A 26999-nucleotide genomic window follows, 5' to 3' on the forward strand; every position below is an offset into this window, starting at 1 on the left:
ATCTAAATTCCTTTTCACCCAGCAGGTGTCTGGAGGTGTGGGAGGGGCCACGAGTACCCCATCCCGACTGAAAAGAATACAGCGATTTCCGAGATCAGTTCGTCTCCAGACCGAACCCCTCCATGGTTTCCCGGAAGTGCTCCTTAGAGGCCTCATACCTCTCGGTAGCGCGCTCTTTGTACGCTTCCGTTTCTTCCTTGCGCCGCTCGCGAACGGCCTTTTCCGCCGCTTCTTCTTTTGTCTGCTGCGCACCTTCCTCAATGTTCTGCTGGGAGAGCAACTCAATCACCTGTGCGTTCTGGCGAGAGATCAAGGCAAGCTGGCTGCTCAACTGCTGATACCCCTGTGTCTGCCCATCGATGGTCCGGGCCTGACTCTCGAATCGATCGATCTCCTGGTACTGGTTGTCGATATCGTCGAGAATCATGGATGCATGCTGAGCCTGATTCCTCGCCCGCGCTTGTCCCTGCTCTTCCTGCCGACTACGCATCTCGTGGTATTCCTCCCAGGTTTCAACGTCGCTCAACGCAAAATCGCGGTATATTTCATCAACGAACTCGTCAGCTTCCCGCAGAGACCCGTACAAATCCTCGGCCGCCTGACGGTGCGCTTCGTACTGATCCCGCGCACCGCTCACACCATCTCCGAAATCCTCAAGCTGCTGGAAATTGCGTTGATACTCCTCCAGCTGCGTCTGGTATTCCCGAATCATCTGCTCGTACTGCCGGGCATTCTCCACCACGTTTTCGATGTTCTGGACCAGATTCGTGCCATCGATTACCGCCCATTGGGCCGACAATTTGCCCGCGCCAAGAGACATCACGGCCACCATCGCTAACACGATCCCGGTCTTCCGGCTAAAAATTACTTCGCATGACTTCATGGTAGTGCTCCTTCCAGTTCTCCCCATGATGCTCACGGGCCTCCTCGAACGCCTTTTGCGCCTTACCGTCCGAGCGGAGATGCGTCAGGATCTCCGGCGGAAAGCGCGCCTCGACCATCCGGCTTGCACCCGGCGTACAGACATAGTATTGCATTTTTGGTATCGCCGTGCGTATGCGTTCGACCTGTTCGTCGTTGAGCCCGAACTTCTTGGTGTACAGATCCACCGAGGCTCGCGCATTCGGGTTCGCCAGAAATATCCGATTTGGGATGTTATCCACCATTGAGACGAACGCCTTGGAGTTCGACAGCTCTTCCAGCGACTGCGTCGTCAGCACCAGAAGCGCGTTCTTCTTCGCCAGAGTTCGGAGCCAGTCGTTGACTTTGGATGCGAACCGCTCGTCTTCCAGCATGAACCACGCTTCCTCGACGTAGATCATCGTCGGCCGCCCATCCAGTCGCTGGTAGATTCGATGGAATGCGTAATCCAGAAACGCCCGGGCGGCGCGCGGGTCATCGTAGAGACCGCCCATCTCCATGGCCGTCCAGTGGGAGAAGCTCAGCGCATCCTCCTTATTGTCGAATAGCGACGAACGCTGCCCATCTCCTATCCACGACTGCAGCTGCTCGTACAATTCCTGACGAAGCTGGATCGCAAATGACTCCAGGGATACCTGGAACCCTTTCTCCTTTGCCTGCACCACCTGCTTGATGGTCTCCCAGATTTCCTTTTCGTCCTCTGCGCTGATGGGGTACCCACGGGACTCGATCAGGATCTCCACCCATTGCGCGAACCAGCGCATGTCCTCTTCGGTATTGATGTGGGCCAGCGGGTTCATGGGCGCATCTTCACGGTTCAACCAGAGATACTTGCCGTCGTGCATGTAGGTAGGAATCCGGCACGTCAAGTCCTTGTCGAAGATGAACACCTGGCTCGGACTGTACCGATTGAACTGGGATGCCAGGAACATCATCAGCACCGATTTCCCGGAGCGGGATGGCCCAATCACGATGCCGTGAGGCAGATCCGATTCGTGCCAGTTGAAAAAGTACGGGATATGGTCCTCGGTCTCGAGTGTCGTCAACGCACTGGTTTCCACTCCCCGCTGCTGAGTCAGGTAGGCGTTATGCGGATCGCCGGTCTTGACGGCCCGAACGGGCAGGCAGTCCGCGTAGTTCTCCCCCGACACGAACATCCACCGGACGGGCTCTTTCAGCTGACCGGGAATATGGCCTGTCCAGGCGGAGAGCAGATGCACCTTCTCCCGCAGGAGGTTGAATTGTCGCTTGCGCAACAGTTTCATCGTTTCGGCATACCGCTTTTCCATATCCTTTGGCGTTCTGCCGAATACCGTCAGGGTTGCCAGCATGAACCCCCCGGTTCCGCCAGCACCCAGATCGGTGAGCGCATCATCCGTCTCATTGAACTGAACGAGTCGGGCGTTATCCGGCGTAGCCTCCTCGCCACCCTGGGATACCGCCTCCTTGAAATATCCTGTGAGTGACTTCGAGAAATTGGCGTTATGGCGCCTTACGTCCTCAATGTACGCCTTCGCATCTTCCGTTTCCAGCGTTCGAAACGTCACGGTGAAATCCAGTTCCGCATCGGCCATCTGAACCACGTCGAAGATGCCCGGCTGGGTGAAATGCGGCCAGGCCTTGATCGACGCGGTAGCCCCGTACCGCGTACTATCGCCGTCGAATTGGAGATACGAAGCGTGAACCGTCAGGCTTTCATCGCCGAGGAAAGTATCGAGGTAGGTGCTGGTGAAATCGGCGGCGACCTGCTCCTGGTCCGAGCCCGGTGATACCGACCGTTGCAGCATCGCCGCAAACTCCTTCCCCCTCAGCCGTCTCAAGCCCAGTGACGTCAAAGCCGCGGCAAACTGGGAAAGCTGATTCTCGAAGCGGGTCACCAGATTTGCCGTTTCTTCAGCATCCAGCATCAACCGGTTTTTGCTCCCCAGCGACATCTTCACCGCCTTCTGGGCGGCCTGAATCATGTTGTCGCCTTGCGCAAGCGCCTGCGAATAGACGTTGAAGAAACGCCCGGTCCCCCCTTCTGTAGGGAAACTGATCGCCAGTGTATTTCGGTGGACGTAACCCCTGGATTCCCCCAGTTTCCGGCTCCACTCGGCCTCGACGTATCGAGACCCCGGGTTGTCCATGTCGTTTGACGGCATTTGCATGCCGATCTGTCGTCTCTGCGTTGTCCACCACAAGGTCGCGCCAGGCTCGAGCGCGGCCGTTGCCCCTTCAATACGCTCCATAAGGGTGTTGATCTCGATCGTATCAACCCCTTCCGTATCGAAGCCCTCGAATGAAAAGGCCACCAGAAAAGACCCATCTTTGCACATGACCACGTCATCGGTCAGAAAGGCCATCCACGGCAGAAATTGCGCCAGGGAGCCGTGGGCGTTCTGGTAACCCACGTCCGGTCTTTCGCGGTCGATCTTTAGCACAGCGTATCCCGATCCCATCCTTGGGGGCGTTTGCCCGATTTCTGATTGATCCTGGGCCACGGTTCGTACCGATCCGCTTGCTTCGCGTATCGCATATACACCATCCGGGCCTGCGGATCCTGCTTATAGATGTGCTTCAGGAAGCGATGCAACAGCCATGCAATCACGATCCACCAGTACCAATACATGCCCATGATCATGGCGGCCGCGATGGTCCCGTTGGCGATCACCAGCTTGTCCTCGACGCCAGCGATCCGCTTCCCTTCCATCAGACTGCTCCGCAACGGCGTTTGCCGGAGCACATTCGGATCAAATTCACCTTCATCTTCCGACATCAACACCACCGTCTGTCCGTACTCCCACCATCAGGCTCCGCATTCCGCATCACTGAATCCGAAGATCCCGATAAACTGGACTGACATCAGGGCCAGGGTCATCCCGAACAACAACCGGATGGCGATCGCCGTCAATCCATTCAACTCGCCAAACGCGAGGGTCAAACCGGTTACGACCAGAGCAATGATCATCCCCGACCTTGCTACTGGACCGCAGAAGGAATCCCGAATTGCAACCAGCGTCTCATGCCAGGGAACCTCCAGGCCGCCGCTCGCCAGAGCGACCTCCGGAAAGAGGACCACGACGATCCCGAGCGCCGCGATCAGCAGCGCCCGAGATGACCATGCGGCGTTGACCATCAACGTCCAGGAAGACATTGCGGATCAGCACCCAAGATCGCCGGTCACGCCGAAGATACCCATGAAATTCACGGCGAACAGAGCGATCGAGAGACCGAACACGACCCGCATCATCACCGAGAAGATCCCATTCAGCTCACCAAACGCAACGAGAAGCCCCGTCACGACGAAAGCGATCACCGCGGCCGCCTGAGCCACCGGGCCACACAGGGATTGAGTCACCGTCTGCAGCGGACCCTCCCACGGCATTGATTCGCTATCGCCCACCTGAGCCAGCGCCGGATCCGCCGCCAGAAACAGAATCGCCATCCCCACACTCAGCGCAAACCAGGTCTGCGGCCGGCTCAACCACTCCTTCAGGTTGCCCCCGAAGCTCTTCATCATCAGACTCAACATCAACATTTTTCGATCATCCTTGTCGTTTCCACCAGCATCAGGCCTTTTCGGGTTCAAACCGAAATACATCCGTGAACTGGAACTGACCATTGTGATAGCCATCCACACGGACGATTTCGGCAATGTGCCTGCGGCCACCAGTACGTGCCATCTGGATCACGTAGTCGATGGTCGAGGCAATCTGATTGCGAATGGCGTCAGACGGCCAACCGACGTCCGCAATCAGAATCAGTGTTTCCAGGCGGCTCAGGGCCTGGACGGCGCTGTTGGCATGCAGGGAGCAACAACCGCCATCGTGTCCCGTGTTCATCGCCTGGATCAGATCGAAGGCTTCCCCCCCTCGGATCTCGCCGACCACGATGCGATCCGGACGGTACCGTAGCGCCAGCTTCAGCAGTCGGCGCATGTCGATTCCCGTCTGGTCGTTGGTCTGGACGCGCACCTGGTTCGGAACCGCCACGTCGAGCTCCGGAACGTCCTCGAGCACCATGACGCGGTCATCTTCAGGGATATGCTGCAACAGGGCGTTCAGCAGAGCCGTCTTGCCGGACGAGGTTCCTCCGGAGACAAGAAAGTTCTTGCGCGTGCGGATCAGCCAGTCGACCCACTCCTTGAGTCCGGCTCCGTCGTGCTGGGGAGGCTGCGGCTCGGGCAACCCTTCATGCCCACCCTCCATCGAGAACTCCGCCAGCTGTTGGGCGTAGTCGTCGAGGGAAAATCGCACTTCGCGATGCTTTCGGATACAGATCGAGTGACCGGCCCGCGCGGTCGGCGCCAGAGCGGCTGCGACGCGCATACCTTTGATCTGGGTATCGATGATGGCGTTGGGCCCATCTTCACGGACATCTTTGTCGTCCATGCGCCCCATCAGAACGATGGCTGCCCGGAGTGCCTTCGCATCGACGGATACATCGGCCTTGAACAGTTGGCCGGCCCGTTCCACCCAGACGGAATCGGGCGCATTCACCATGATTTCCTGGACTTCGGGATCATCCAGGTATTCCGCCAAGGCGGCCAAGTAGTGATGCAGCATGTGTGCTGCATGATCGATTTGTTTGTCATCCATGAACCACGCTCCCTGCGTCGGTTTCTACGTTCCTTCGTTCCTGTCAGGATACCCGAGGGACGGCTCCTATGACTAGACCCGTTTCTGTGTCGAACGAAGCTGACCACCGAAGGCACTGATTCCAACCCCCATTATCACCGGCACGATCCACATCGGCATCGGCACCAGGCTGAAGGGCGCATAAAACAACACGAAGGTCGACCATCCTACGATGTGCCGGAACGTTTCATTCTTCAGGGGCGAAGTGAGACTGTATTGCCACTTCCGTCGCTCGCGGCCATACAGGGCATCCATGACCAGAGCGACACCGACCGGGATGAATATCAGAAGCCAGTCAACGACCGAGAACAGCCGGTAGAACATGGCCCAGATCGCAAGCCAAAACACCTGAAGCTGTTCCCAGATCGCACTCTCGCTGACATGCGGATCGCCAGCCTCCCCGCCCATCGTAAAACCCTGAGCCATACTGCCTGCCCAGGACTTGACGGTTCCGTGGATACCGGTATCCACCACTGTCGACATGAACGCATTGTCCGCCCGGTCCTTGTACGCCTGCTCGGCCTCCGGGCCGATGACGGCCGCATTCAGCGTCCGCTCCAAGTCCAGCATTCCCTGCATGTAACTCTGCCCGGCGAACAGAAACAACGTCACCGTCTGGAACAGTACGATGGCGATGGCAAGCCGGAATTTGGACAGCGGCTGTTGTGGAGAGGTCGGCTGACCTGGCATAACGATTCCCTTCGTTCGTCAGTATTGGAGGATGGGGACTTCGCTCTTCATCATCCTCCCATCGGCGAGTGTCGCCAGGATATTCAGGTTCGGGATCTCGCCGAAAAGCGGCGGAGGAACCGCCTCAAGCTCTTCGGCCTCCAGCGTTTCGCTGTACCCGGAACGGCTCGTTTGGACCTCTCCGAAATCCCCGGTTCCTTCCCGATACCCGGTCTGCAGGTCTTCCACCTTCATTTTGGGCATTGATTTCGCGATGTATTCCTGCGTGTCTCCATCCTGAAGACGCAGGATGATCTTGTTGTTGATGTTGCCCAGGGCCTGAAGCGCGCTCGGCTTGTCGCCCATCCGCACCTCCACGTCGGACAACGTCTGTGTCGCCAGCAAGGCCCGCATCCCTGATCCTCGGCCTTTGTTCAGAATGCGGACCGCCGGCTCATTCAGGACCTCCGAAGCCTCGTCGATGCAGAACCAGACCGATTTTTTCTCCCCTTCGTCGCCGTACCCGCCGTAGTTGTAGATATCGCCGGACACCGCGGCCGCGTCCGCCAGCAGGATCGAGCCGATGGACGATCCCACCGTACTGTCCGCCAGCGAATCCAACCCGACGTAGAAGACCTTGTTCTCGCGAATCACCTTCGCCATGTCCAATACGGGTCGATCGTCTTCCAGATCGTCGTACCGCGGGCTTAGCAGTTCATCGAGCACGTCCGCGGTCATCTTCGACAGAACCGGGACAAGAGAGGCGAGAAGTTTCTGCTGGTGTTCGCGATTGTGGGTGTAAGCCGTCACCAGTCCGTCGACCACCGAGCTACGGTGCGTCTTCGCGACAACATCGGTGTAAAACGCAATCATCTTCGTGATCTGCTGGTCCTGCTCCGAAGCGCCCTTCCCCGCATCCACGGATTCGCCCTCGTTCGAACAGAACATCCGGAACCGCTGGTTCCAGTCGGAGGACCAGGTTTCGAAATGCACGGGCAGGACGCGCGCGATCAGGTCCCCGGGACCACTCTCGATGTAGGCACGGATGCTTCGCAGACTCGGCTTCTCGCCGACCTCGATCATTCCCTGTATCCCCGAGTTCAGTGCGTTCCAGGCAATGTCACGGAAGGGATCGGACCCGTCACTTGCCATGAGGTCGGTGATACGCGTGGCGATTTCCGTGCCGCGGTTCCAGTTCTTCAGCGGATCAAAGCGTACCGACCGGTCGGGATAAGCCGGATGGAACATCGCGAACCGCTCGGGCTGCCCCAGCCGTTCACAGGCCCGCCGCATATTCTCGCGTAGCTCATGGTCACCCTTCGGGTCGATCACGATCACGCACTGATCCTTCAAAATCAGCTGCGTCAGGATGAGATCGTAAAGACGGGTTTTGCCGGATCCGGTGGTCCCGACAATCACCGTGTGCCCCTCCAGAAACTTCTCCGAGGCGTACACGTCCTGCGCGTATTTCAAGCCCTGAAGCCAATAGGCCCCGCCAATCTGGTTAATCTTCGGCTCTTTGCCGATAACCTGGCTCGGCCCCCGGCGCAGCACCGAATACGCCTTGTTCGCGGCCTCCTTGTCCCAGGTGTACCCCCGCCCGAGCCAGATTTTCCCGGGCTGCATCTTTTCCTGTAGCCCATCCACATCGATGAATTTCAGGGTCGCATCCCTCATTCGGCGGATTTCCGCCCACCGGGGCCACGCCTGAATCCCCCGATAGACCCCCATGGAGAGGATGAAGATCATCATCATCCCCGTCATCGGCCAGGAAGCATTACTGGCAAACCCGATGAGCGCCGCTGCTGCACCCGCGATCAACCACACGATCGCCGAACGGAGCTCGAAATTCGGGCGAAACGGTACTTCGTATTCATCCTTGGCGGTAAAAATCATGACGCATCCTCGCTCCCGGGGTGCTCAAGAATCCGATAGCCTCGCTGTTCCCCTTCCATCTCGATTCGTTCCATCTTCAGATTCATCGACCGGGCCGCCACCAGGCTGCGCAACTTGCCACGCTGGATTTTCTGACTCGAGATTTCATTGACCGCCTCCATCAACTCCGTTTCGGAAATCTCGGTCAATCCAGATTCGAACCGCTCCTTGACCACCGACCGAAGGGCTGAACCCGCCTCGCCCATGGACCCCGACTTCTGTTCTGAACCAACTGCGTTGGGGGCTGACTTACCACCTTCGCCGCCCTGGGCGGTTGCCTGTTGCTTCTTCCCCTTCGGGGTCTGACCGGCCCGCTTCTCTGGCTTCGCCTTGCTTTCTTCGCCTCCCTTCGAGGGCTTCGCTTCCCCTTCGTCCGACTTTTTGGGTTCACTCTTCGCCTGCTGGGGCGGTTTCTGTGATTCCCCACTCGGGGGTTGAGCGATCTCGTTGCGCTTCCCGCGCGGGTGAAATCCGGACTGCGCCTTTTTGGTGCCCTCGGCCGGCTTCGCTTCATCGGACGGGCTCGGGCCTTTCTGATGCCCCTGCCCTTGGGTTTTCGACTGTTCGACTTCCCGGTCGCCCCCTGGCGCCTCCCCTGGTGGTGGATCAGCCTGGTCCCCCAGACGGATTCCGCCGCCGGTCGCGCCCTTGCGAGGCTGGCTCGGCTTCCCCGTCGCGGACTTCGCGCCGGCGCCTCCGATGGTCATGGTTTCGTTCGACGTGTTGCCGCCCGATTTCTGAGCCTTCTCCGGGGCCGCGCCAAACTGGATTCCACCTCGGGTGGAAGGGCCCTGGCCGGCCCCCTGCGAGGACGGCTCCGATTTGGAGGTGGCGTCCTGTTCTTCCTTCTCGTCCTCGGTTACCGAAGCCGCTTTGGCCGCGTGTTGTGGGTCATCCCCGGTTGGGTCCTGCGGCCCCTCGGACGCCCCGCTCGACGCTTCGCCCTCTGCATTGCTCCCCGGCTTTGCCGGCGACTCAGCACCTTCAACGCCTTCCGTGTGCGCATCCACGCCTGCGTCTGAAGGTGCGCCTTCACGGGGCTCGGTCTTCGCCATCTCCTCGGAAGACTCGGCGGTGGCCTGGGCCTTTTTCTCGGTGGAACCCCTGTCCCCTCCGGACTGTTCGGCATCTTTCGACCTGGCAGGGGTGTTCTTGCCACCACCAACCTGAACCCCGGAGGACCCCGTGCCCGCCAGCTTGGCAGCTTTCTGGGACGCACCCTTCGAGGCGTTGGCCGCCGCCGGCTTACCTTTTTCCTGTGCGCCACTGTCCTGTTTCTTGCTCGCGGCCGGCTTCTTTTTCGGCTTTTTCCCCTTTTCGTGGAAATTCTTCACCATCTGGCGGTACCGGGAAGCCATTCTGAGCACGGCCTGGCTTGGCAGGTAACGCAAGCGCCAATACTCTTCCTCCTCACCGTCCTTGCCCGGCATCGAGAGACCGCCACCCACGTTCTTGAAGAAAAGTCCGCTTTCTTTCGCTTCCTGCTCGATGATCTCCCGATCGTCATGGATGTCCCGGAACCACCCGGGCACGGCGAGCGCAACGATCCGCTCCTTCTGCTCCGCGTCCTCCCCTACCTGGTAGGTAACCGTCTGGATGTTTTCGCAAGGCTCCTTGAGGCCGTTCAGGTCATCGACGAAAGCCGCGAGGATGTTCCCGATCAGCCCGTTCTCTTCGAATACCTGACGGACCTGTTCGCCGTCGATGGAATCGACATAGTCCTCGTCGGGAATGATGCGCGGCGGCTCCTGGTCCGCCAGGGTCTTCGGCGCCTTGGCCGGTGACGGGGCCTGTGTATTCGCTTCGCCAGCCTCTGCCGTGGAAGGCCGGGATTCCCCCGGGCTGCCCGCTTCGGTTTCGGGTGGCACATCGGGGGCTGCGGCCCTCTCGGAGGGTGTATCCGTCGTGGGCGCCTCCGCCGGCGGCGCGGCACTCGCCTCGCTCGCCGGTGCTTCGCCGCTGGGGGTGGCGCCCGTCTCGGGTCCTGCCACGGGCGCGTCCGTCCCGGCCGGTGCTTCCCCTTCTGCCGGTTTTGGCTTCCCACCCTGAAGGCGCTCCAGGGCCTCCTCCCCCGCCGCACCTTCGGTCGATGGAAGTGAGTGCTCGGTTACCGCCTCCATCGACTGCAGCCGGAGCGCCATCAACGGGGACTTGAGCCCGCCCGACTGAGCCAGCACTTCGGGCACGATGGGCCACAGTTTCCGGGTTTCGTTCTGCTCGTTCACGAACGGCCGCGCAAGACTGCGATCGACCAATTCACTCAGGATGGTTTCGCTGTCGAGCGGAATTCCCCGGACCTGATCCGCTTTCAGACTGCTCGAAATCTGTTCACCCGCGGCCGGCCACACCAGGTACATCGTATTGTCGATGATCCAGAGCGGGCTCCCCGGCTTATTGGGCTTCCAGTGGCCGCTCCCTATCAGGCTGCGCGCTGCAGCCAGGTAGTATTTCTCCACCGGGATCGCCGCGCCGGTGTCGGCCGTCTTGGCGCTGGATTTATCCCGCGTGGTGGAGTTCGAGTCCGCCTCCTTGAGAATCCGCCCGAGGACGTTGAGAGCGGACGCCTCACCGGAAATGGCTTCCAGGAGATTGGAGAAGATGTCGGATGGAACTTCCGCGAGATACTCCTTCCCGCCTGGCCCCATGATCTCGTTCAGAAGCGTCAGGGAAGCCGGTTGATGCTTCTTGTGCCGCCCCTTGTTCCAGTGGATGAAGTAGCGGTCAATGCCGTGCTTTTCCGCCCACTCGGGAATCGAGGCGCTGAAGGGATTCCACCGAATGCTCCCGGATGCATCGGTGACGTTGATGTCCGTAATCGGTTTGCCGATATCATGCGACAATGCCCCCACCAGCAGGGCGAACCGGAAACGCACTTCCAGGTGCTTGCGACGCTCGGCGTACTCGGTCCGCGCGAATGGGGAGTAGTAGTTCGATGAGCGCAGCGCGGCCAGGGCCACTTCCAGCCCATGACGAAACAGGCCGCCCGGGGTTGCGTGGTGATCGTATTCCGAGGCTGGCAGAAGATGGACGATCGCCGCGTAGTTGCGAAGCGCCTGATTGAAATGTTCTTTTTCGGCCTTATTGGGCGCCCCGAACTCTTCCTGCAGTTTGCGGATCAGTTCCTTCTGCGTCTGCAGGACCGTGACATATCCAACGGCCGGGATCCCTTCCATGTACGAGGGATATCGGGGAATGTCTTCCTCGAGCGAAAAGGGGCGCTGTTCGACGGGCTTGCTCTTGTTGATGCCGCGCTGGCGCTCTATCTCGCCGGCACTCGGGGTTTCGATCCGCTTCTTCCTCAGAATGCGGCGTTTCCATTCCCCGGCTTTTCTTGCCCATCCCTGAAGCACTACCGAACTCCTTTTCCGGTCTTGCGAGCCCCCCGCCATCCTCCGGTAGGGGGTCAGTTCCTTTCGCTTTGCTCCGCCAGGCGTTGCTGGATGATCCCGGCGACGCGGTCCGCTACGTCGATGCCTATTGTACGCCCGAACAGGAACGTTTCGTCAGCCCCCGACTGGTTCGCCCCTTCGTCCGACGAGAGGTTGCCGAACCCGCGGAGTTTCAGATCGTGCTCGGCCACCTCGAATCCGTCCTGCGTACGCTCCAGGATCGACAGACGTTCGTACACGCGGTCCTTGGCCTTGTCGGGGATGATCAGGCTGCACAGGCCTTTGCCACCCTGGCGGGCCGCACGACCTCGCAGCTGATGCACCTGCGTCACGCCGTAGCGACTGGCATCCGTGATGACGATGTGGCGCAGCTGGGGCAGATTGACGCCGACCTCCACCACCGTGGTCCCGAGCAGGATGTCCGCTTCCCCGTCGCGCATCCGCCGCAGCGCCTCTGACTTCTCCTCCGTCGTCATGGCCCCGTGGATCACGCTGACGCGTTCACCCCAGAGGGCTTTCCATTCAGCCGCCGCGTTCAGAAGCGCCTGCGGATTGCCTTCCTCGTCGTCCTCCTTCAACGGATAGATGACGAGGGCCTGATACCCCTTGCCGACTGTTTTGGCGACCTGGCGCCAGACCCGTTCGGAATCCGCATGTCGGCAAATCTCGGTGACGATCTCCTTGGGCGTATGGCACTGGCGCAGCTGGCTGACTTCAGCCGCGCCGTAACGGACCAGCGCCATCGTGCGTGGAATGCACGTTGCCGTGGCTTCGATCACATGCGCTCCGTGCCGGGCCATTTGTTCACGCTGATCCACGCTGTACTTCTGCTGCTCATCCACGATCACCAGCGATACGTCGCCGGCATCCCGATCCGGGATCCGACTCAGCAGGGCCGTTGTCCCGACAAACACGCACGCCCCTTCCGTTTCGCGCCAATCGCCCGGTTTCAGGCCGCCGGAGACCTCGAAAATATTGAGATCGGGCCACATCTCCCGCATCTCACGCGCCACCTGCGTCGCCAGGGGCTCATTCGGGAGCATGATGGCCGTGTGATGCCCCAGGTCATGGTTCGCCGCGGCCGCCAGCGCAAACACGACGGTCTTGCCGGTCCCCACGTCACCCGATATCAAATGGCGCTGGGGCTGGGAGGAAACCATCTGTCCTTCGATCTTTTCCAGAGCGTCCCGCTGTTCCGCGGTCAGCTCGAATGGCACGCCGGATTGGCGATGCCGCCAACCGGACAGGTCCAGGCCGGACGCCTCCGCACCACCGGACTTCGCATCGTAGGCCCGGGACAGCGTCGCCAGCGCCGCCAGCATTTCCAGCTTCGACTGCGCCCTGTAGCCCTGTTCCGGGTTTTCCGGGGCGTGCGCCTCCCACAGCCACCGGGTCACATCCGCCTCCGTCGCCGACACGGTGACCCCGACCGCGCGCGCCGCGTCCAGCGCCTGACCATGAATCCACCGGGCCGCCTCGGGGATCGCATGGTCCAGCTCCCGGATCACACGCTCCCGCACCGTCTCCGGCTTGATCACCCGTGTTTTACCGGGGTACCGGGGGCGAAGATGCCCGATCCACTCTTTGCCAACCACCTCTGCGCTCTGAAGCCAGCGCATATCCTTGAACGACCCGAGCGTGCCATAGGCACGGATTTCGGCCCCATGGTCCAGCTGAATATCCATTTCCCGAATGTCGCCAAACAGCGTGAAGCCCACGGTTTCGCCCGCCGGGTCTTCCATGATTACCGATGTTCTTGGCGGGCCGCCTTCGAATTTGACCGATGGGTGGTTCTGTATCCGCCCCCTGACCAGCACCCGGGACCCCTCGCCAGGGGCCAGCATCTCGAAACGGTCCCAGCATTGCCGGAAGTCGTCCCATGCATCCGGCAGCAACAGGGCAACCTGCCACAGCTCCTGAACCCCGAAACTCTTCAGCCGACCGAGCCCACGATCGCCCGATGAGGATGACCGCTTCACCACAGCCTTGGCGGCCGATGCTGGCTCTTGAGCGTCTTTTGCGATCATTGATCTGCGGTCTGAGGGGCCAGATCGCCCATCATGCTCGCGATCGCCAGGTCGACCCACTCACCCGGTTCGAGCCTTCGGTTTACACCTTCCCCGGCCATGGTGACAGCGTAAGGACGTCGGGCATCCGGATTCATCGCATCCATACGGTCGTGAAACCCGTCCAGAACTTCTCCCAACGGGCATTCGTCCGCCAAGTAGGTCTCCCCCCGCATCTCCATCTCGAACGCCTCGCGTGAGTCGTCGGCACAATATATCGTTGAGGCGGTTTCAAACCCGAGCTCGCTGCCACGGTTGCGTGGAACGACGATGTACTCGACGGAAATTCCGGCATCGTTCAAATCCTCCGTTTCCGCAAACATACGCCGGCAAACCGGGCAGTTCGGATCAACGAATGCCTGAATCGAAAAGACCGCCTCCTCTTCTACGTTGGCCTCATAGGGAAACCTGGACCAGTCCGGGAAAGAGTTCGCGATTTCCAGTCGACGCTCCCTTCGATGGGTTTCCAGATCACCGGATTCCCGAAGTTCAGCGACCGTCGGGCTCTCCATATTAAGCCATTCCCCGAATTCGTTGGAATTGAAGACATAGAGAACAGCAAACACGACCGCCACTATCAGCACCCGTTTCCCGGGAAGCACCTGGATGACCGCATTCTCGACACCCTGAACGAATCGTTCACGACGCCGCTCCGTTCTTTCTTCAGGTGTCAGGTCCTCTTCTTCGACCCCGTCTTCCAGGGCATCCGGGGGTTCGATTGCTTCGTTGTCCTCCTGACGACGTTGCCGCTCACCATCATTACCCTCACGACCCTCCGTTTCGTCAGAATCTACGGGATCCGGCTTCGCCGATTCAGGCATTGCTTCATCGTTACCCGGTTTCTTCTCGTTTTCCGTCCCTGACATCGCTGTATCTCCTTATTAACCCACCTGTTTCATGAATCCGCCCGAACAACATGCCGGATCACAAGCTGAAGGTCTCGATTACACTCATTGGTCTTTTTTGGGGAAAAATCATTAACGCCCAATGCATACACCCACTCGTACCACCGGCCTTCCTCCACGGGCGCAAAGCCCGCCTTTTCCGGGGTCACTGCATTGAACCAGATCCCGCGGAATACACCCGATGACCCCTGAAGCGTAACCTGAAAGTGCGTCTTGTCTCCAACCGCACGCATGCCTCGAACTTTGGCTTTCATCCTGAATTGCGCACCTTCAAAACCGCGCCCAAAAGGCGCAATGGCTCGCAGTTCCTCGACAGTTTCCAGCGATGGCCGGTGAAGCTCGCCATCCACCCAGATTACCGGGTCCATCCGCACCCCAACCGCTTCGGCTTGAGTCTGGCACGCGGTATCCCATAACTGCTGGAACCGGGACAAATCCTTTCGGTAAAGCGTCAGCCCGCCCGCTCCCTGGTGCCCCCCATGTTTGATCAACATGCCCGGCGCCGCAGTGGCAACCGCATCCATTACCCTCTTGATATGGATACCCGGAATTCCCCGCGCGGACCCTGTAATGCGGTCCGGATCGCCATATACCGGAGACAGACAGACCGTGGGGCGCCCGAACGCCTCCACGACACGCGATGCAACGATCCCATGCACGCCCGGGTGCCCTTCGGACAACCAGATTGCCAAACCGGACGCCCCTTCCGCATAACGCTCACTGGCCTGTTCCAGCGCCGTCACCTTCAGGTCCCGCTCGATCGCTTTGCGGTTCTCGTTCTCTTCCTGGATGGCTTCCCACCATTTCGTCGCCGTCCGGTCGTTCCCGGAAAGCAGAAAACGCACACCGGCCATCGCTTCATCAAGACGACCGCGGGCATTGATCCGGGGCCCGATGTCGAAGGCGAGGCTCTGTTCATCGAGATCGCGCTGACCCTGCGCAAGCCGTTCTCGCGCGACCGCCCAGCACGGACGGGGCTCCGCTTCGTTCATTCGGCGGAGACCGGCGCGCACCACGGCCCGGTTGTTCACGCTCTCGCCCAGGCTCACGCAATCCGCGACGGTTCCCAGTGCCACGAAATCCAGCAGCCGGTCGCGAGCCTGACGCGTCTGCTTCATCGACTCTTCATCGAGATCCAGCATCCGCCCCGCCTGCGCGATCAGCAGCCAGGCCACCATGCACCCGGCAATGGCCGGATCTCCGTATCGGCTGTCTTCGCGGGTGGGCGTAATGCAGGCCACCGCGGACGCCGGGATCCCGTCCTCCGGGATCGCGTGGTGATCCGTCACGATGGTCTCGATGCCCTGTTCCGCCAGCCGCCGAATGCGCGGTTCGTCCGCGCTCCCGTGATCCGCTGTCACCACGAGGCTCGGGCTCGCGTCTTCCAGCATCCGGTCCACGAGGGCATCGGACAGCCCATAGCCTTCCTTCAGCCGATGACCGATGAACGGTGCCAGGCACGATGCGTCACCACCCAGCACATCGACGATCCCGCGATAAAGGACCGCCATGCTCGTGACACCGTCCACGTCGTGGTCGCACACCAGGGCAATGGTTTCCCCTGCGCGAACGGCTTCCACCAGGCGGCGCGCGCCCGTCTCGATGTCGGGCAACCCCGTCGGATCGGACAGATGCCGCAACGTGGGCGAAACGATCGGCTCCAGACTCTGATGTTCGGGGACCGCCAGCCGGCCGGCGAGCACTCGCGCCTGGATTTCCGTCAGCCCCATTTCATCGCGTGCCTTGAGCTCGGTGGTCGCATCCACCCGGCGTTGTCGCACCCGGGGCTCCGGTCGATCGCTGATCCACCCTTTTTTCACGGCCTCGCTCACGGTTTCGGCTCCTCCGGTATGCACCGATCACGGTTGGTGGTGTAACCCTCGCCATCCCAGAAGAAGATCGCCGCCGGCACCGCGACGTCTTCTTTCAGTGGTTCCGGGCGATACTGCATGCACCCGCCCTCGTCCCGGCCAATCGGGACATAGCGAACGCTGGGCTCCGAGTCGCCGGCCTTCGATTCGTGGGTTCCGACCCCGGCCTGACCGCCGCCGGCACAGGCGGAAAGCATGGTGGCCCCCGCGAGGGCCACCATGAGGGTCATGGCGTATCGAGCCGCCATCAGAACCGCACCGCGTAGGTCACGGCACCGGCCCATTCACCCGAGGCGTTCGGGTCATGGTTCGGCTGGTCCATGTACAGCAGGTTCGCGTTGAAGCGGCTGTCACGGTCGGGCATGAAGCTGTAGCCCAGCTCGATGTCCATCTGCCGACCTTCGGTGCCAATGCTGGCGGTGCGGTCCTCGCGAACCACCTCACCGTCCACGGTTCGGCCGACCGGTACGCTCGCCTGGATTTCCCCGCCGGTGACCCGCATCGGCTGGTTCGCCATGAACGCGACCTGATGGTCATCGCCGTCCCACGCCACGCCCAGAGTGGCCTGTTCGGTGCGCAGGTTGTCGATGGAGCGGATCATGCCGGCACCGCCGTCCATACGGCCCTGGCCGTACTCGTACTGACCCGTCACGCTCAGTCGATCCGACACGGCATATTCCGCCCCGAGACTGGTGACATGCAGCTCGTGCTCGTCACCCAGGTTCAGCGCACCATAGCCACGAGAGCCCAGCATGCCGTTGTCCTCACGCAGCATTCCCTGACCCAGCGACAGCCGCAGCTCGTCCGTGGCCTGCATGTGCAGGGCGATGTCCTGGCGGTCCACGCCGTAATCCGACAGACCCACGGTGTCCTCACTCAGCACCCGCTCGGCCGGATCTTCGTCCGAGCGCCCGGACCAGTATTCCGCGCTGACGCTGAACATTTCCGTCAGGCCGACCTCAGCGGTGACACCGGCCACGTCGTCCAGACTGTGGGTGAACTGCGGCGTGGTGCTGGACAGCATGGCGGTATCCACCCCCTCCAGCACGGTCTCCATCGGGTTTTCTTCTCCACCCTGGAAGCCGAACGCGGACACGCGGGTACCGCCGAAGTCCATGTCGAAACGACCGGTGAGCAATTCACCCGAGTCGGTATGCCGTGCATCCATCCGAATACCTTCGGCAATTTCCACCATTTCACCACCACCGACCCCTGCGTTCGAAAGATGCGATTGCATCCGCTGACGCATCACATCGGCCTGCAGTGAATTGCCGCGGTGGGCACCGCTCAGATCAACCGCATAATCCCGACCCAGTTCATCAAAGCCGACTGCGCCCTCGAAAAGTTCACTGTCGGCCGGGAGCCCATTCCCGAAGGCGTGCGACCAGGACGCATACGTGTCGGTCACGCTTTGGGCCTGAGCTGTGCCTTCATCAGCGTCATCACTCGCGCCATCGCTTTCGACCGCTCCCGCCGCGACAATCTTGACTTCCCCTTCCGGCGCCATTGCCGCCTCCAGGTCAGCAATTCCTTGCCCCAGCTCCTCATTGCACTTGGTTTCGGACTCGTAGCCCGTGCTTCCCTCGGAGCAATCCGCCGTGTCCAGCAGCCGCTGGGCCGCCAGAAGGGGCGTCGCGTGATCATCCCCCTCTTCTTCCACGCCGAGATGGGGCCATACCGAGATCAAGGTCGCGATCTTCCCCGAGATAACCGGTGCCGCAACGGACGTGCCGGAGAACCGCGTGGTTCCTTCGTCCCCTCTTCCGCTGGCGGCTTCTCCAGCATGGTAATCCGCGACGATCCATCGATCCTGGGTCCTTTCGTCATCCCCGGGATAATTACTTTGCGGGTGCCGCTGGCCGTCATACCCGACACCCCCCACCAGTACAATGTGGTTCAGTAGCTCTTCATCCTCCAGATCCCCGATCTTTCTCTGGATGCCAGCATTTCCTGCGCTTTCCACTACGACAACATCATTTTCGATGACATCATCGGCCACCCTGTCAGCGAGAACGCCTTTGTCCAGCGGCCCTACCGGATTCCCATCCTCATCCGCATCCGGCGCGGGGCCGAAACTCACATTGATCACATCCGAGCCTGCCTCTGCCCCGGCTTTGATGCCGCCACGCACGTTCCTTCCCAACTGGCCTTCTTCGTCATAACGATCCACGAGGTGAAGGGTCGCATCCCCCGAGACACCGTATTTACGACCGGCAATCAGGGACGCGACCGGCGTTCCATGGTCATACGCATCTCCGTCGACAAAATCCCAGTCGCTCACTGCATCGTCATCCTGAACGATATGATCCGGATTGCCGTCGCCTTCCTCTACCAGCTGCCCTTCGAAATCCTTATGGGACTTCCGGATGTAGTCGTCCACTACGGTCACCTGAACATCGGCGACATCCTCTTCATCCAGGTCGTCGTATTCTTCGTCGACATCGCCAAAGTCCCGGCTGGCTACGAAGCCCTGCGGCTCGGCCGGCCATTGCTCGCCAACCTCGTCACCCTGGTCATCGTTTCCACCGCCCCCGTTACTGCTGCTCCCCCCGCTACTCGCGCAGCCGGACAGTGCCAGGATTGCGGTCGACACGGCGACGGCCATCAGCGTCGGCTGGGTTCGATAAATCTCTTTTTCCATCGTTCGTTCTCTCCTTTTTTCTCATGCAACGATGCCATCGTGCCAAATTCGATCGTCGACGCAATTTTTTCGGAGCGATTTCCAAAAAAAAAGCCAGCCCACCGTAATGGTGGACTGGCTTCCGCGCTCCCAGCGCATCTACATCGAGCATCCGTACCCTCGCAGCCATACGTGGCGGCGGTCCCGGTCCGTCGGGCTCCATGGCATCTTGATCCATCTCGATGCCCGCATGAGGTCCAGTGTGCCCTGACCTCGGCCCCTATCCCCTATCCGTATGGGCATGCCTCCGTGGCGCGGGGCGACACATCATCCTGATGGTCTATATCCATCGTCGGCTCCGTCCGACTGCCACTCCGTGGCGGCGTCATCCATGGACGCCATCGACCATCCTGGTCCGCACATCCTCCTGATGTGCCGCCGAGCTCCTCCCGGTCTACACCCTCCGTGGTGTCCGTCCGTGGCCCGATCCGTCGAGTACGGTGACTAGCCTACTGGCGCCCTGGCGCGTTGCCTACCCCTGGGCTGTGTCGAATTTTCTCCCCCCTCATGCGCTCAAGCGATATACCCATGGATGGTGAGCAGCCGCCGTATTTCCGACCAGCGTGTCGTACCGATCCGCTCATACGCCCGGTCACGGTGTCGATAGACCGCCTTGTCCCCTATCCCCATGTCTATGGCAATCTGCTTCACTGTTTTTCCGTGATCGAGATCCACCAGGATTTCGATCTGTTTTTCCGACAACCTCGCCACCGGGTCCTCTTCTTCGGATTCCAGCGCCTCGACCATCACTTCGTTGCGGTAGTCGCCGCCATTGCCCAATGTCACGACCGCTTTCACGATCTCACTGACCGTCCCGCTCTTTTTCGCGATGAATGCATCCAGGAGCTCCTTTTTAAGCATATAACGCAGCTGGGGTCTTTCGGACATCCTCGATACGCCGATGATGTAGTCGGCCAACCCCCGAAACACAGGATCCCGGAGCGCCGCAAACCCGTTCTCATTTCCGTCCAGGAACAGGTCAAGAACCACGATCCTTACTTCTCCATCATCCGGCACTGGATGGTCGCAATAATAATCCGCCAGGCGCTTATAGCCTTCCACTACGCAGTCTTCTTCGCCGAACCATTCCGATAATCCTGACTGCAGTGCTCCCGTGATGCTCTCGAGGAGCAACTCTTCATCCTCGATGACGTACACCTTCACCGGACGACTACCGCTCATACGTCTCCTTTACCCGCTGTACCCGGATACTTGCCTGCTCGTAGTCTTCTTCGCGCACCAATTTCTCGGCCTCTTCGATCATTTCGCTGCCTTCTCCGGTGTGCATATCAATCATTCCGCCCACCGTATGCAGGGCTCGGTCCATCCCCGCTTCGTCTCGAGCATCGATCGCGGTGATGGCTTCCGACAAACGCTCCACGATCCTTTTTCGTATCTCAACCTGACGTCGAGCTTCTTCGGAATCCGCGGGCTGGGGGTCGAGCAAATACCTTCCCGCTTCATCCTGTGGGTCTTCGCGCTTCAGACCAAGATTTTCCACCAGGAATTTCCGCAGTTCTTCCGGCGCCGGCGGCCTCGGGAATGTCTTCCGCGCGCCAGCGACCACGGCCTCGTGCCAGATATCCATGCCCGAATGCGCCGTAATCAGTGCGCATGCGATGTCATGCCCACTTTCCCTCATGATCCAGCGTATCAGGTCTACCCCGGATTCACCCGGCGTCTGATAATCGATGATCGCGGCGTTGATTTCCCCTCCGCTCTCTTCGATCCTACGCCGCGCCTGTTCCGCCGAACCGGCGGTCCAGATGCGTATCCCGTCTTCTGCTCGCAGGTGGCGCTGAACGAGATCCCTGAGCATCGACAGATTTTCACGGGTGTCATCCACCAACAGCAACACCGGCTGGTCGTCCACTATATCCCCATCCCCAGGTTCGTAGCCTTCGTCCCGGAGCACACCGGACATCCCATTCCGGATTTCCTGCAGCAACGGCCACCGAACCAACTCCGTGTCGCCAATCCCATCCAGCTCACTTTTGATCCATAGCACGTCCGTCTCACGACCGCTCGCCTCGGTAGCGAGCTGCGCATCAGCGATCCATAGCGCAATCGATGGATCCGCCTCTACCTGTGGCCGGACCTGCCCGCGAACACCATCCAATCGTTCGACGTGCGCCACCATTCGGCGGGCCTTTTCCGCGTAATCCCCTTCGGCGCAAACGATGCCGACGTCTTGCTGCACTTCCTGATCGATCCGCGTCTCCCCAGTTTTTTGGATCGGCCAGCGCATACGGAACCAGGCGCCACCCTTGGGGCGCCGATTCCGTACCACCTGCAGATCCCCGCTCACTTCGCGCATGCGCGACAGGGCCCCACTCAGGCCAACCCCATGCCCCGTTTCCGCGGGTGAAGCCGTCGTGTAACCCTGCTCGAATATCCGCTCTTCCATCCCTTCCGGGACTCCAGGACCTTCATCCATCACGTCGATGGCCCAATACCTCGGGTCTTCGGGGTCTCGGGCGAATTCGATGTCGATGCGCCCCTCGTCCGGCGAATGCCGGACCGCGTTGGCCAGGAGGTTCTGGACACCCGAACGGATTGCATGCTCGTTGATTCCTGGCATCCTCCCAGGGACCTCGGCATCCACACGCAGCCGCAATACGATTCCCCGGGATCTGGCCGCGATCTGGTGGGTTCGAACCACTTCCTCCACCCATTCCACGGGCGACTCAGCGGACAGATCGTTGCGCAGATCCTCCTCCACCATGCCCCGGATCTGCCTGGCGGCCTCCCGGATCTGCCGCAGTGTCTTGTTGATCCTCGGATCGTCAGGCTTACCCCGTTGCTGACCCGGAAGCAGGTACTGCAGGGCATGGTTCGCCATCCCGTGTACGATTCCGATACGGCTTTTCAGATCGTGTACGCGATAGGTGTGCTCGACTTTCTGTTCTTCGAGCACTTTCCTCTGGCTCTGGATTTCGCGCTCTTTTTCCTGGACGGACTTGTTGTAGCGGTAGCTATCCATCGTTTTTTCCAGCAGCTCACGCATGCTGGAGTCGTAGCTTTTGCTCGGCCCCTTCAGTATTTGCCACCAAGGGGCGCGATCTTTGCTATCGGATTCGGCCTTCTTCCCCATGCGCAGCAGGTCCAGGGCGCCGGTGGCCTCTTCCACCATGGTTCGGTGGGTCCTTTCGGTCATCGCAAAGGCCAGAAACGCCAGAATCGCCAGCACCGGCATCATCCAGGTCAGCGCGACAATCTGCGTAACGATCATCCGATCCGCGAGTTCGACTTCCACGATCACCGATGAATCGTCCGGCGTCGCCTCTCCGCCCATCTCTTCCGGCTCCACGATCGCGGTTCCTGTCGCCGTCTGCCGGACCGCATCGGGCTTTTCATCGTGGCCCGGAGCCGCAATGGCGCCGCCACCCACGGAACGGACACGTATGTACGCATCCGATGGTGCGGCAACCCCTTCCAGTTGATCCCGAATGGATTCCGGGTCGGCCGGATCGGCCCCCCGGATCGCATTGGCGGCCTGATTGGCCGCCATGTGCGCCCGGTCCTGCGCCATGGAATCGATGGCGACATGGACAGCCCAGACATTGGCCGCCATTACTGCCAGCAGAACGATCACGAAAGTCCATCGGAGATTGATCATCGGCCCCCTCCCCCCGTCCGGATCACCCTTCCAGGGTGAGATCGGTTACCGGCTCGTATTCTTCGTCCATGCGGCGCCGATTGATGAGTCGATAGCGCGTCGACCCCGCCTCTTCACCCCTTTCAGGCGCCATCAACTCCGCTTCGAACCGGATGTATCGGTCCTGATCGCTCGAGGTGCGGATGCAGGCTTCGGTGGTGATCACCCCGTTGGATTCGGGATCGTCGGGCGGGCTCACCCGGAAACTAAAATGCCGAATTTCCAGGTCGTGGTCGTCCCCTCTTGTTTCGTATGTTCGTGCGATCTCGAATATGGATTCTTCGACCTGATCCTGGATTTCCTCGAATCGATCCTTTGCCGGATTAAACTTCATGTAATCCGACTCAATGGCCGCATATACCATCCATGCGGTCAGGACAGCCGCCGCCAGTCCGACGGCCATCAGGATGCCCCATCCCCCCTGGAATTCCACCCAAGAAGCAATGGCAGCGGCCGCGACTGAAGCCGCCAGAGCGCCCAGGCCCGCAACCCAGCGGCTCTTTTTGGCAGATTCCCGTTCTTGAGGATCCACGCACAGGATGTCCTCCCACACCTCGTCATTCGTCTTGTCTTTGAAACTTTTCATGCCCTCACTCCTTCCCAAAAAGACGGGTGACGTTCTGCCCGTCGTAGGCTTCGTCGCAACGGTGCAGCGGCACCGGTCCGTCGGTCATCGGCCGCAGGCTTTCCTCCGGCAACCAGTCCAGCACTTCGCGCGCCAGATTCCCCAGATACTCCTTGGCCTTGTCGGTATCGCCCTCGAAGTCGTATTCCGGATCGTACATCCGCAGGGCTTCACGCAGATGGGGGTCCATGCGGTAGGCCAGCGACACCGGATGGATATCCTTGATGAACCCCATCATCACGATCGCGACGTAGACCCCCGGGCGATTGCGGTGCAACCAACCGAGAATCTTTTCCGGTTCGGGGTTGATGCGCACGGGCTCACCAAGGGCCGCCTGACGCCGCCAGGGTGTGATGTCGTAGCCCTCGCGTTCGCAGTAGGCCTCCATGCTCTGGCGCACTTCCGGGAGCAGGCCGCGGCGCCCCCACCCCGTGTCCGCCAGCGCCAGCAGCATTCCGACGCTCTGCTCGGCGAACCAGCCCTCGAGGTTCATGCGGGTCTGATCGATCGCCTGACCGTTCGGATCCGGGTTCTCTTCGGACTGCGGGAGACGGTTGTGCTGGGCCATGATCGCCTCCACAGCCAGTCCGTCTTCGTCCTTCACCGGCTTGTAGAACAGCGTGTTCGGGATCGATTCCGCCTCGAAGACGTGTGGTTCGCTTTCCGGGACCTGGACGACCAGCAGGTATTCGATCAGCCCATCTTCCCCGATGAACAGGTTGGTCTCGCTCGGGTGCCACATGGGGATGAATCGCCCCTGATCCTGGAAGATCCAGGCGGGTGTGATCACCATGCCCTTGGCGCTCACCGCGACCATGTCCGCCCGCAAGGGCTCGCGGCGCAGTTCGCTGTGATAGGCATGCTGGTAGTTCCTGTCGCTCGCGGCGACCCTGGCCGCGCGCGCAGCCGCCTGGATGTCCTGGCGGATTCGGCGCATGAAATCATGGTCGTATTTGTCCGTTCCCAATCTCTTTCTCCTGAATGCCTGATGGGACCCACGATACGCAATCGGATCGATCTCGCAATTTTTTCGGGCGCCGGATTTCAGGCACAAAAAAGGGCGACCCGATGTTCGGGCCGCCCTGCGGTCGTATCAGCAATCTCCGTGGTTGCGCAGCGCCTGGCTCACACGGCGCCATATCTGACGCTCGATCTCCTGGACACCTTGCTCGTCCAGTTTCTCCGTGCTGTCGACCAGGCCGGTCACTTCCGCGGCGTGCAGCCAGCGTTCGGGCGAGACCGAAACGAAGGTCGCACGCACTTCCGAAGACTCCAACAGTTCGCCGTTGATCCGCATGATGTCTCTCCCGTTCCGTTAAAAGGTTGATCGGGAGGGACAGGCTTTGGGTTTGCCTGCGCCCCCTCCGTGGAGGAAACGGATAACCATTCCCTCCAAGGAGAGGGCGCAAGCGCGCCCTCAGCCCCGTCAGATGTCTCCGTGATTCCGGAGAACCTGACGGATTTGAGATTTCATCTCCTCTTGCGAGGAGATGAAATCCTCAAGGTCCAACAGGCCGAGCATGTCGGCCTGATGGACCCATACGGATTGATCCTGCTCCGCGAACGTTTCGCGGATTTCAGGATCGTTTTTCAGCTCGGCGATCAGTTGGTTGTTCATTGGTGCCTCCTTAAAAATTAAAAAGGGGCACCACCTCCCCACGCGGGGAAGTGATGCCCCGCGGGGGTTGTTTATTCCCAGACCAGCTCGATAGAGCTGGCCTGGGCGTACTTCCGGAGCCGGAGGCGAGCATTCTCGCCATACCGGCTCCGGAATTCCTTTACCGTCATGCGCCGGATCTTGTCCGGCACATGACGGAGAGAATATGTCTTCATGGAGTCCTCCGAAAAAACGGGCACTCCATGCACCGGGCACAGAGCACCCGGTGGGTGGAAACAGGCGATAGTTTCGCGCGAGAAACTATGGCCTGATCGAAGGTTTTTGCACAGAACCCCGAACTGTCCCCATATACCCGGTGGCAGGATTTCACCTCTGACCCTATCGCAATTCCTTCAACGCTTGCAACTCTTCCTTCAACCGATTCGGATCGGTTCTCTTTGCCGGCAGCACCCCGCCAGGGCTTCCTCATTCGGCGCGAGATCGTTTACCGTAGGAGGCATTTCCAACGACGGGCCTGCCGGCCCTTTTTTACCGGAGGTGCGACCATGACGGACGCCAACGCAGTAACCGAAACCCCCAAGGAAGAAAAGACGGACAACCGCCTCCCCGACGATCGCCGCTGGGGAGAACACTTCACCCTCCCCATTCATACCCGAATCGGGCGCTCACTGGTCGAGGGGCGTCCGCCCTACGTCGATGATGACGGCAATCAGCGACCACCCATCATCGGCCTGTTCATGCACGAGTCCATGGCTCGCCCGGTCTGGGATCAGGCGCTCGCGGATGATCCCTGGGCCGCCTGGTATCTGCAGCTTTTCCGAAAGGAACTGGAACGCGCCCGAAACTCCCTGGAGACGAGCTTCAACTACATGCGGGAGCACCTTCAGGAACTCGGGTTCGACATCCAGACCTTCCCGATGCCGGTGGACGTGAAGGAATACGAGGTGAAGGTTCGCACGCCCACCGCGGTCGCCAGTGCCTCGTTGATCGATGACATCGATCTGTACGCATCCGCCTGCCTGTTTCTGCGGGATCAGCAGATGATGTCGTGGGACACCTTCGCCCAGGAGCGCCGGACGATTTCGCGCATCGGCCGCCGGGTCATGGCAACGTTCGCCTCTTATCGGGACTGTCAGGTGACGCGTGAAAACGTGCGTGGGAACGACATCGCCGCGCAGGATGCCACCCAGGTCATGGGTGAGCTCCCACGCGAGATCCTCGAACTGCCGACCGGCGAGGCGTGGACCGGCCCGCTGGTCGTCTAAACCCCGGGGCCGTCCCGGTCCACGAGAAAATCGATCAGTTTCCGCCCGGACAGCAGGTGAAGATCCGGGGCGCTCTCGAACAGCCGCTGCGAATTCGGGCCCGTTCGTCCGGTATGGATGAACAGCCCGTTTCGCTCCTGACGCCGGCATACGTCCGCAAACTCCTGAACGTGCTCCGGCCGGATGGCGCTGGCATACCGCTTCGCCTGGATCAGCCAGAAGCGCCCGCCGATCATCACGCGGCCGTCGATGCCTCCGTCCCCGGAGTACCGCTCATTGCGCTCGATGCGGTAGCCCTGCCGCTCAAAGGCCGTCAGCAGGATCTCTTCGAACACCAGCGGGTCCACCTTGCGCAGGTACGCCAGGGCGCGTCCCCACTGCCCTTCGTCCGCGATCTCGGTGATCCGGTCCAGGACCTTGCGCGACTGCGGGATCCGCCAGCGTTCACCTTCTCGACGGCCGGCCGCGAATCGTTCGCCCGAAGTGGTTTCGACGCGCGGGCGCTCCGTTTCACTCTCCCCGTTTTCTCTCGAGCGATCTCGGGTCTCCTCCCCGTCGCCGGAGGGCTTTGGAGTGACATCCACCAGCCAGTCCGCGAAACGATCCACCCATCGCCCCAATCGGGTTAGCACCCGTACCGCGATATTGGCCACCTTGTCTTTGTTCATTATCTTGTTCTCTGTTTTACTCCTTGCCTCCCATTCTTCCATCTTTCTTCTGTTACGCAATTTCTTTTGCCCATAAAAAAGCCGCCCCGAAGGGCGGCGTTGTTGGCCGC

General features: G+C 60.5%; 22 protein-coding genes. 1 reads left to right on the forward strand and 21 read right to left on the reverse strand.

Features of this window, described 5'->3' with window-relative positions; all coding sequences use genetic code 11:
- Nucleotides 1-94: 94 nt before the first annotated feature.
- The 20 genes from F787_RS0106215 to F787_RS0106315 form a co-directional block, all read right to left on the reverse strand.
- Nucleotides 95-883 (reverse strand): DUF4141 domain-containing protein, encoded by a 789-nt coding sequence (locus F787_RS0106215; RefSeq protein ID WP_196801920.1) that lies wholly within the window; start codon nucleotides 881-883, stop codon nucleotides 95-97.
- The gene (locus F787_RS0106220) at nucleotides 858-3344 is read right to left on the reverse strand and encodes a type IV secretory pathway VirB4 components-like protein (RefSeq protein ID WP_028491643.1); all 2487 of its coding nucleotides are present in this window, start codon (nucleotides 3342-3344) and stop codon (nucleotides 858-860) included. Before F787_RS0106220 ends, F787_RS0106215 begins: the two co-directional genes overlap by 26 nt.
- On the reverse strand, nucleotides 3338-3679 hold the full coding sequence (locus F787_RS0106225; protein ID WP_028491644.1) for a VirB3 family type IV secretion system protein: 342 nt from the start codon (nucleotides 3677-3679) through the stop codon (nucleotides 3338-3340). The genes F787_RS0106220 and F787_RS0106225 overlap by 7 nt, the downstream gene beginning before the upstream one ends.
- Nucleotides 3680-3709: 30 nt before the next feature.
- Complete coding sequence (locus tag F787_RS0106230) at nucleotides 3710-4057, reverse strand: TrbC/VirB2 family protein (protein WP_196801921.1); 348 nt, start codon at nucleotides 4055-4057, stop codon at nucleotides 3710-3712.
- Between the two features lie 6 nt (nucleotides 4058-4063).
- The gene (locus F787_RS0106235) at nucleotides 4064-4525 is read right to left on the reverse strand and encodes a TrbC/VirB2 family protein (RefSeq protein ID WP_231373407.1); all 462 of its coding nucleotides are present in this window, start codon (nucleotides 4523-4525) and stop codon (nucleotides 4064-4066) included.
- Nucleotides 4473-5501, reverse strand: a complete 1029-nt coding sequence (locus tag F787_RS0106240; RefSeq protein ID WP_028491647.1) for a CpaF family protein — start codon at nucleotides 5499-5501, stop codon at nucleotides 4473-4475. Before F787_RS0106240 ends, F787_RS0106235 begins: the two co-directional genes overlap by 53 nt.
- A 72-nt stretch (nucleotides 5502-5573) precedes the next feature.
- Nucleotides 5574-6230 carry a DUF4400 domain-containing protein gene (locus F787_RS0106245; protein WP_028491648.1) on the reverse strand — a complete coding sequence of 219 codons (657 nt, stop codon included), beginning with the start codon at nucleotides 6228-6230 and terminating at the stop codon, nucleotides 5574-5576.
- 18 nt (nucleotides 6231-6248) lie between these two features.
- On the reverse strand, nucleotides 6249-8105 hold the full coding sequence (traD, locus tag F787_RS0106250; protein WP_196801922.1) for a conjugative transfer system coupling protein TraD: 1857 nt from the start codon (nucleotides 8103-8105) through the stop codon (nucleotides 6249-6251).
- A complete protein-coding gene (mobH, locus tag F787_RS16120; protein WP_028491650.1) occupies nucleotides 8102-11494 on the reverse strand; it encodes a MobH family relaxase in 3393 nt (1130 codons plus the stop codon). Before mobH ends, traD begins: the two co-directional genes overlap by 4 nt.
- A gap of 53 nt (nucleotides 11495-11547) precedes the next feature.
- Nucleotides 11548-13560, reverse strand: coding sequence for a helicase-related protein (locus F787_RS0106260; protein ID WP_051246052.1), 2013 nt, complete (start codon nucleotides 13558-13560; stop codon nucleotides 11548-11550).
- Nucleotides 13557-14465: a hypothetical protein gene (locus tag F787_RS16755; protein WP_155989592.1), complete on the reverse strand. Its 909-nt coding sequence runs from the start codon at nucleotides 14463-14465 to the stop codon at nucleotides 13557-13559. Before F787_RS16755 ends, F787_RS0106260 begins: the two co-directional genes overlap by 4 nt.
- A gap of 29 nt (nucleotides 14466-14494) precedes the next feature.
- Nucleotides 14495-16336, reverse strand: a complete 1842-nt coding sequence (locus F787_RS0106275) for a DHH family phosphoesterase (RefSeq protein ID WP_155989593.1) — start codon at nucleotides 16334-16336, stop codon at nucleotides 14495-14497.
- Nucleotides 16333-16623, reverse strand: a complete 291-nt coding sequence (locus tag F787_RS0106280) for a hypothetical protein (RefSeq protein WP_231373408.1) — start codon at nucleotides 16621-16623, stop codon at nucleotides 16333-16335. Before F787_RS0106280 ends, F787_RS0106275 begins: the two co-directional genes overlap by 4 nt.
- The gene (locus F787_RS0106285) at nucleotides 16623-19016 is read right to left on the reverse strand and encodes a S8 family serine peptidase (protein WP_231373409.1); all 2394 of its coding nucleotides are present in this window, start codon (nucleotides 19014-19016) and stop codon (nucleotides 16623-16625) included. The genes F787_RS0106280 and F787_RS0106285 overlap by 1 nt, the downstream gene beginning before the upstream one ends.
- 552 nt (nucleotides 19017-19568) lie before the next feature.
- The gene (locus tag F787_RS0106290) at nucleotides 19569-20237 is read right to left on the reverse strand and encodes a LuxR C-terminal-related transcriptional regulator (RefSeq protein ID WP_028491657.1); all 669 of its coding nucleotides are present in this window, start codon (nucleotides 20235-20237) and stop codon (nucleotides 19569-19571) included.
- Nucleotides 20227-22674: a hybrid sensor histidine kinase/response regulator gene (locus F787_RS0106295; RefSeq protein WP_028491658.1), complete on the reverse strand. Its 2448-nt coding sequence runs from the start codon at nucleotides 22672-22674 to the stop codon at nucleotides 20227-20229. The genes F787_RS0106290 and F787_RS0106295 overlap by 11 nt, the downstream gene beginning before the upstream one ends.
- A gap of 22 nt (nucleotides 22675-22696) precedes the next feature.
- Entirely contained in the window at nucleotides 22697-23299 is a 603-nt protein-coding gene (locus F787_RS0106300; RefSeq protein ID WP_028491659.1) for a hypothetical protein, read from the reverse strand.
- 4 nt (nucleotides 23300-23303) lie between these two features.
- On the reverse strand, nucleotides 23304-24305 hold the full coding sequence (locus F787_RS0106305; protein ID WP_028491660.1) for a hypothetical protein: 1002 nt from the start codon (nucleotides 24303-24305) through the stop codon (nucleotides 23304-23306).
- Between the two features lie 126 nt (nucleotides 24306-24431).
- The gene (locus tag F787_RS0106310; protein ID WP_028491661.1) at nucleotides 24432-24635 is read right to left on the reverse strand and encodes a hypothetical protein; all 204 of its coding nucleotides are present in this window, start codon (nucleotides 24633-24635) and stop codon (nucleotides 24432-24434) included.
- Between the two features lie 129 nt (nucleotides 24636-24764).
- The gene (locus tag F787_RS0106315; protein WP_028491662.1) at nucleotides 24765-24956 is read right to left on the reverse strand and encodes a hypothetical protein; all 192 of its coding nucleotides are present in this window, start codon (nucleotides 24954-24956) and stop codon (nucleotides 24765-24767) included.
- Nucleotides 24957-25501: 545 nt separating this feature from the next.
- Here F787_RS0106315 and F787_RS0106325 point away from each other — a divergent pair.
- The gene (locus F787_RS0106325; protein ID WP_028491663.1) at nucleotides 25502-26221 is read left to right on the forward strand and encodes an AcaB family transcriptional regulator; all 720 of its coding nucleotides are present in this window, start codon (nucleotides 25502-25504) and stop codon (nucleotides 26219-26221) included.
- Here the strand turns inward: F787_RS0106325 and F787_RS15550 are convergent.
- Nucleotides 26218-26889 carry a restriction endonuclease gene (locus F787_RS15550; RefSeq protein ID WP_051246057.1) on the reverse strand — a complete coding sequence of 224 codons (672 nt, stop codon included), beginning with the start codon at nucleotides 26887-26889 and terminating at the stop codon, nucleotides 26218-26220. The genes F787_RS0106325 and F787_RS15550 overlap by 4 nt on opposite strands.
- Nucleotides 26890-26999: the final 110 nt, after the last annotated feature.

It is taken from the genome of Thioalkalivibrio sp. ALE19 (assembly GCF_000428605.1).
Classification (GTDB): domain Bacteria; phylum Pseudomonadota; class Gammaproteobacteria; order Ectothiorhodospirales; family Ectothiorhodospiraceae; genus Thioalkalivibrio.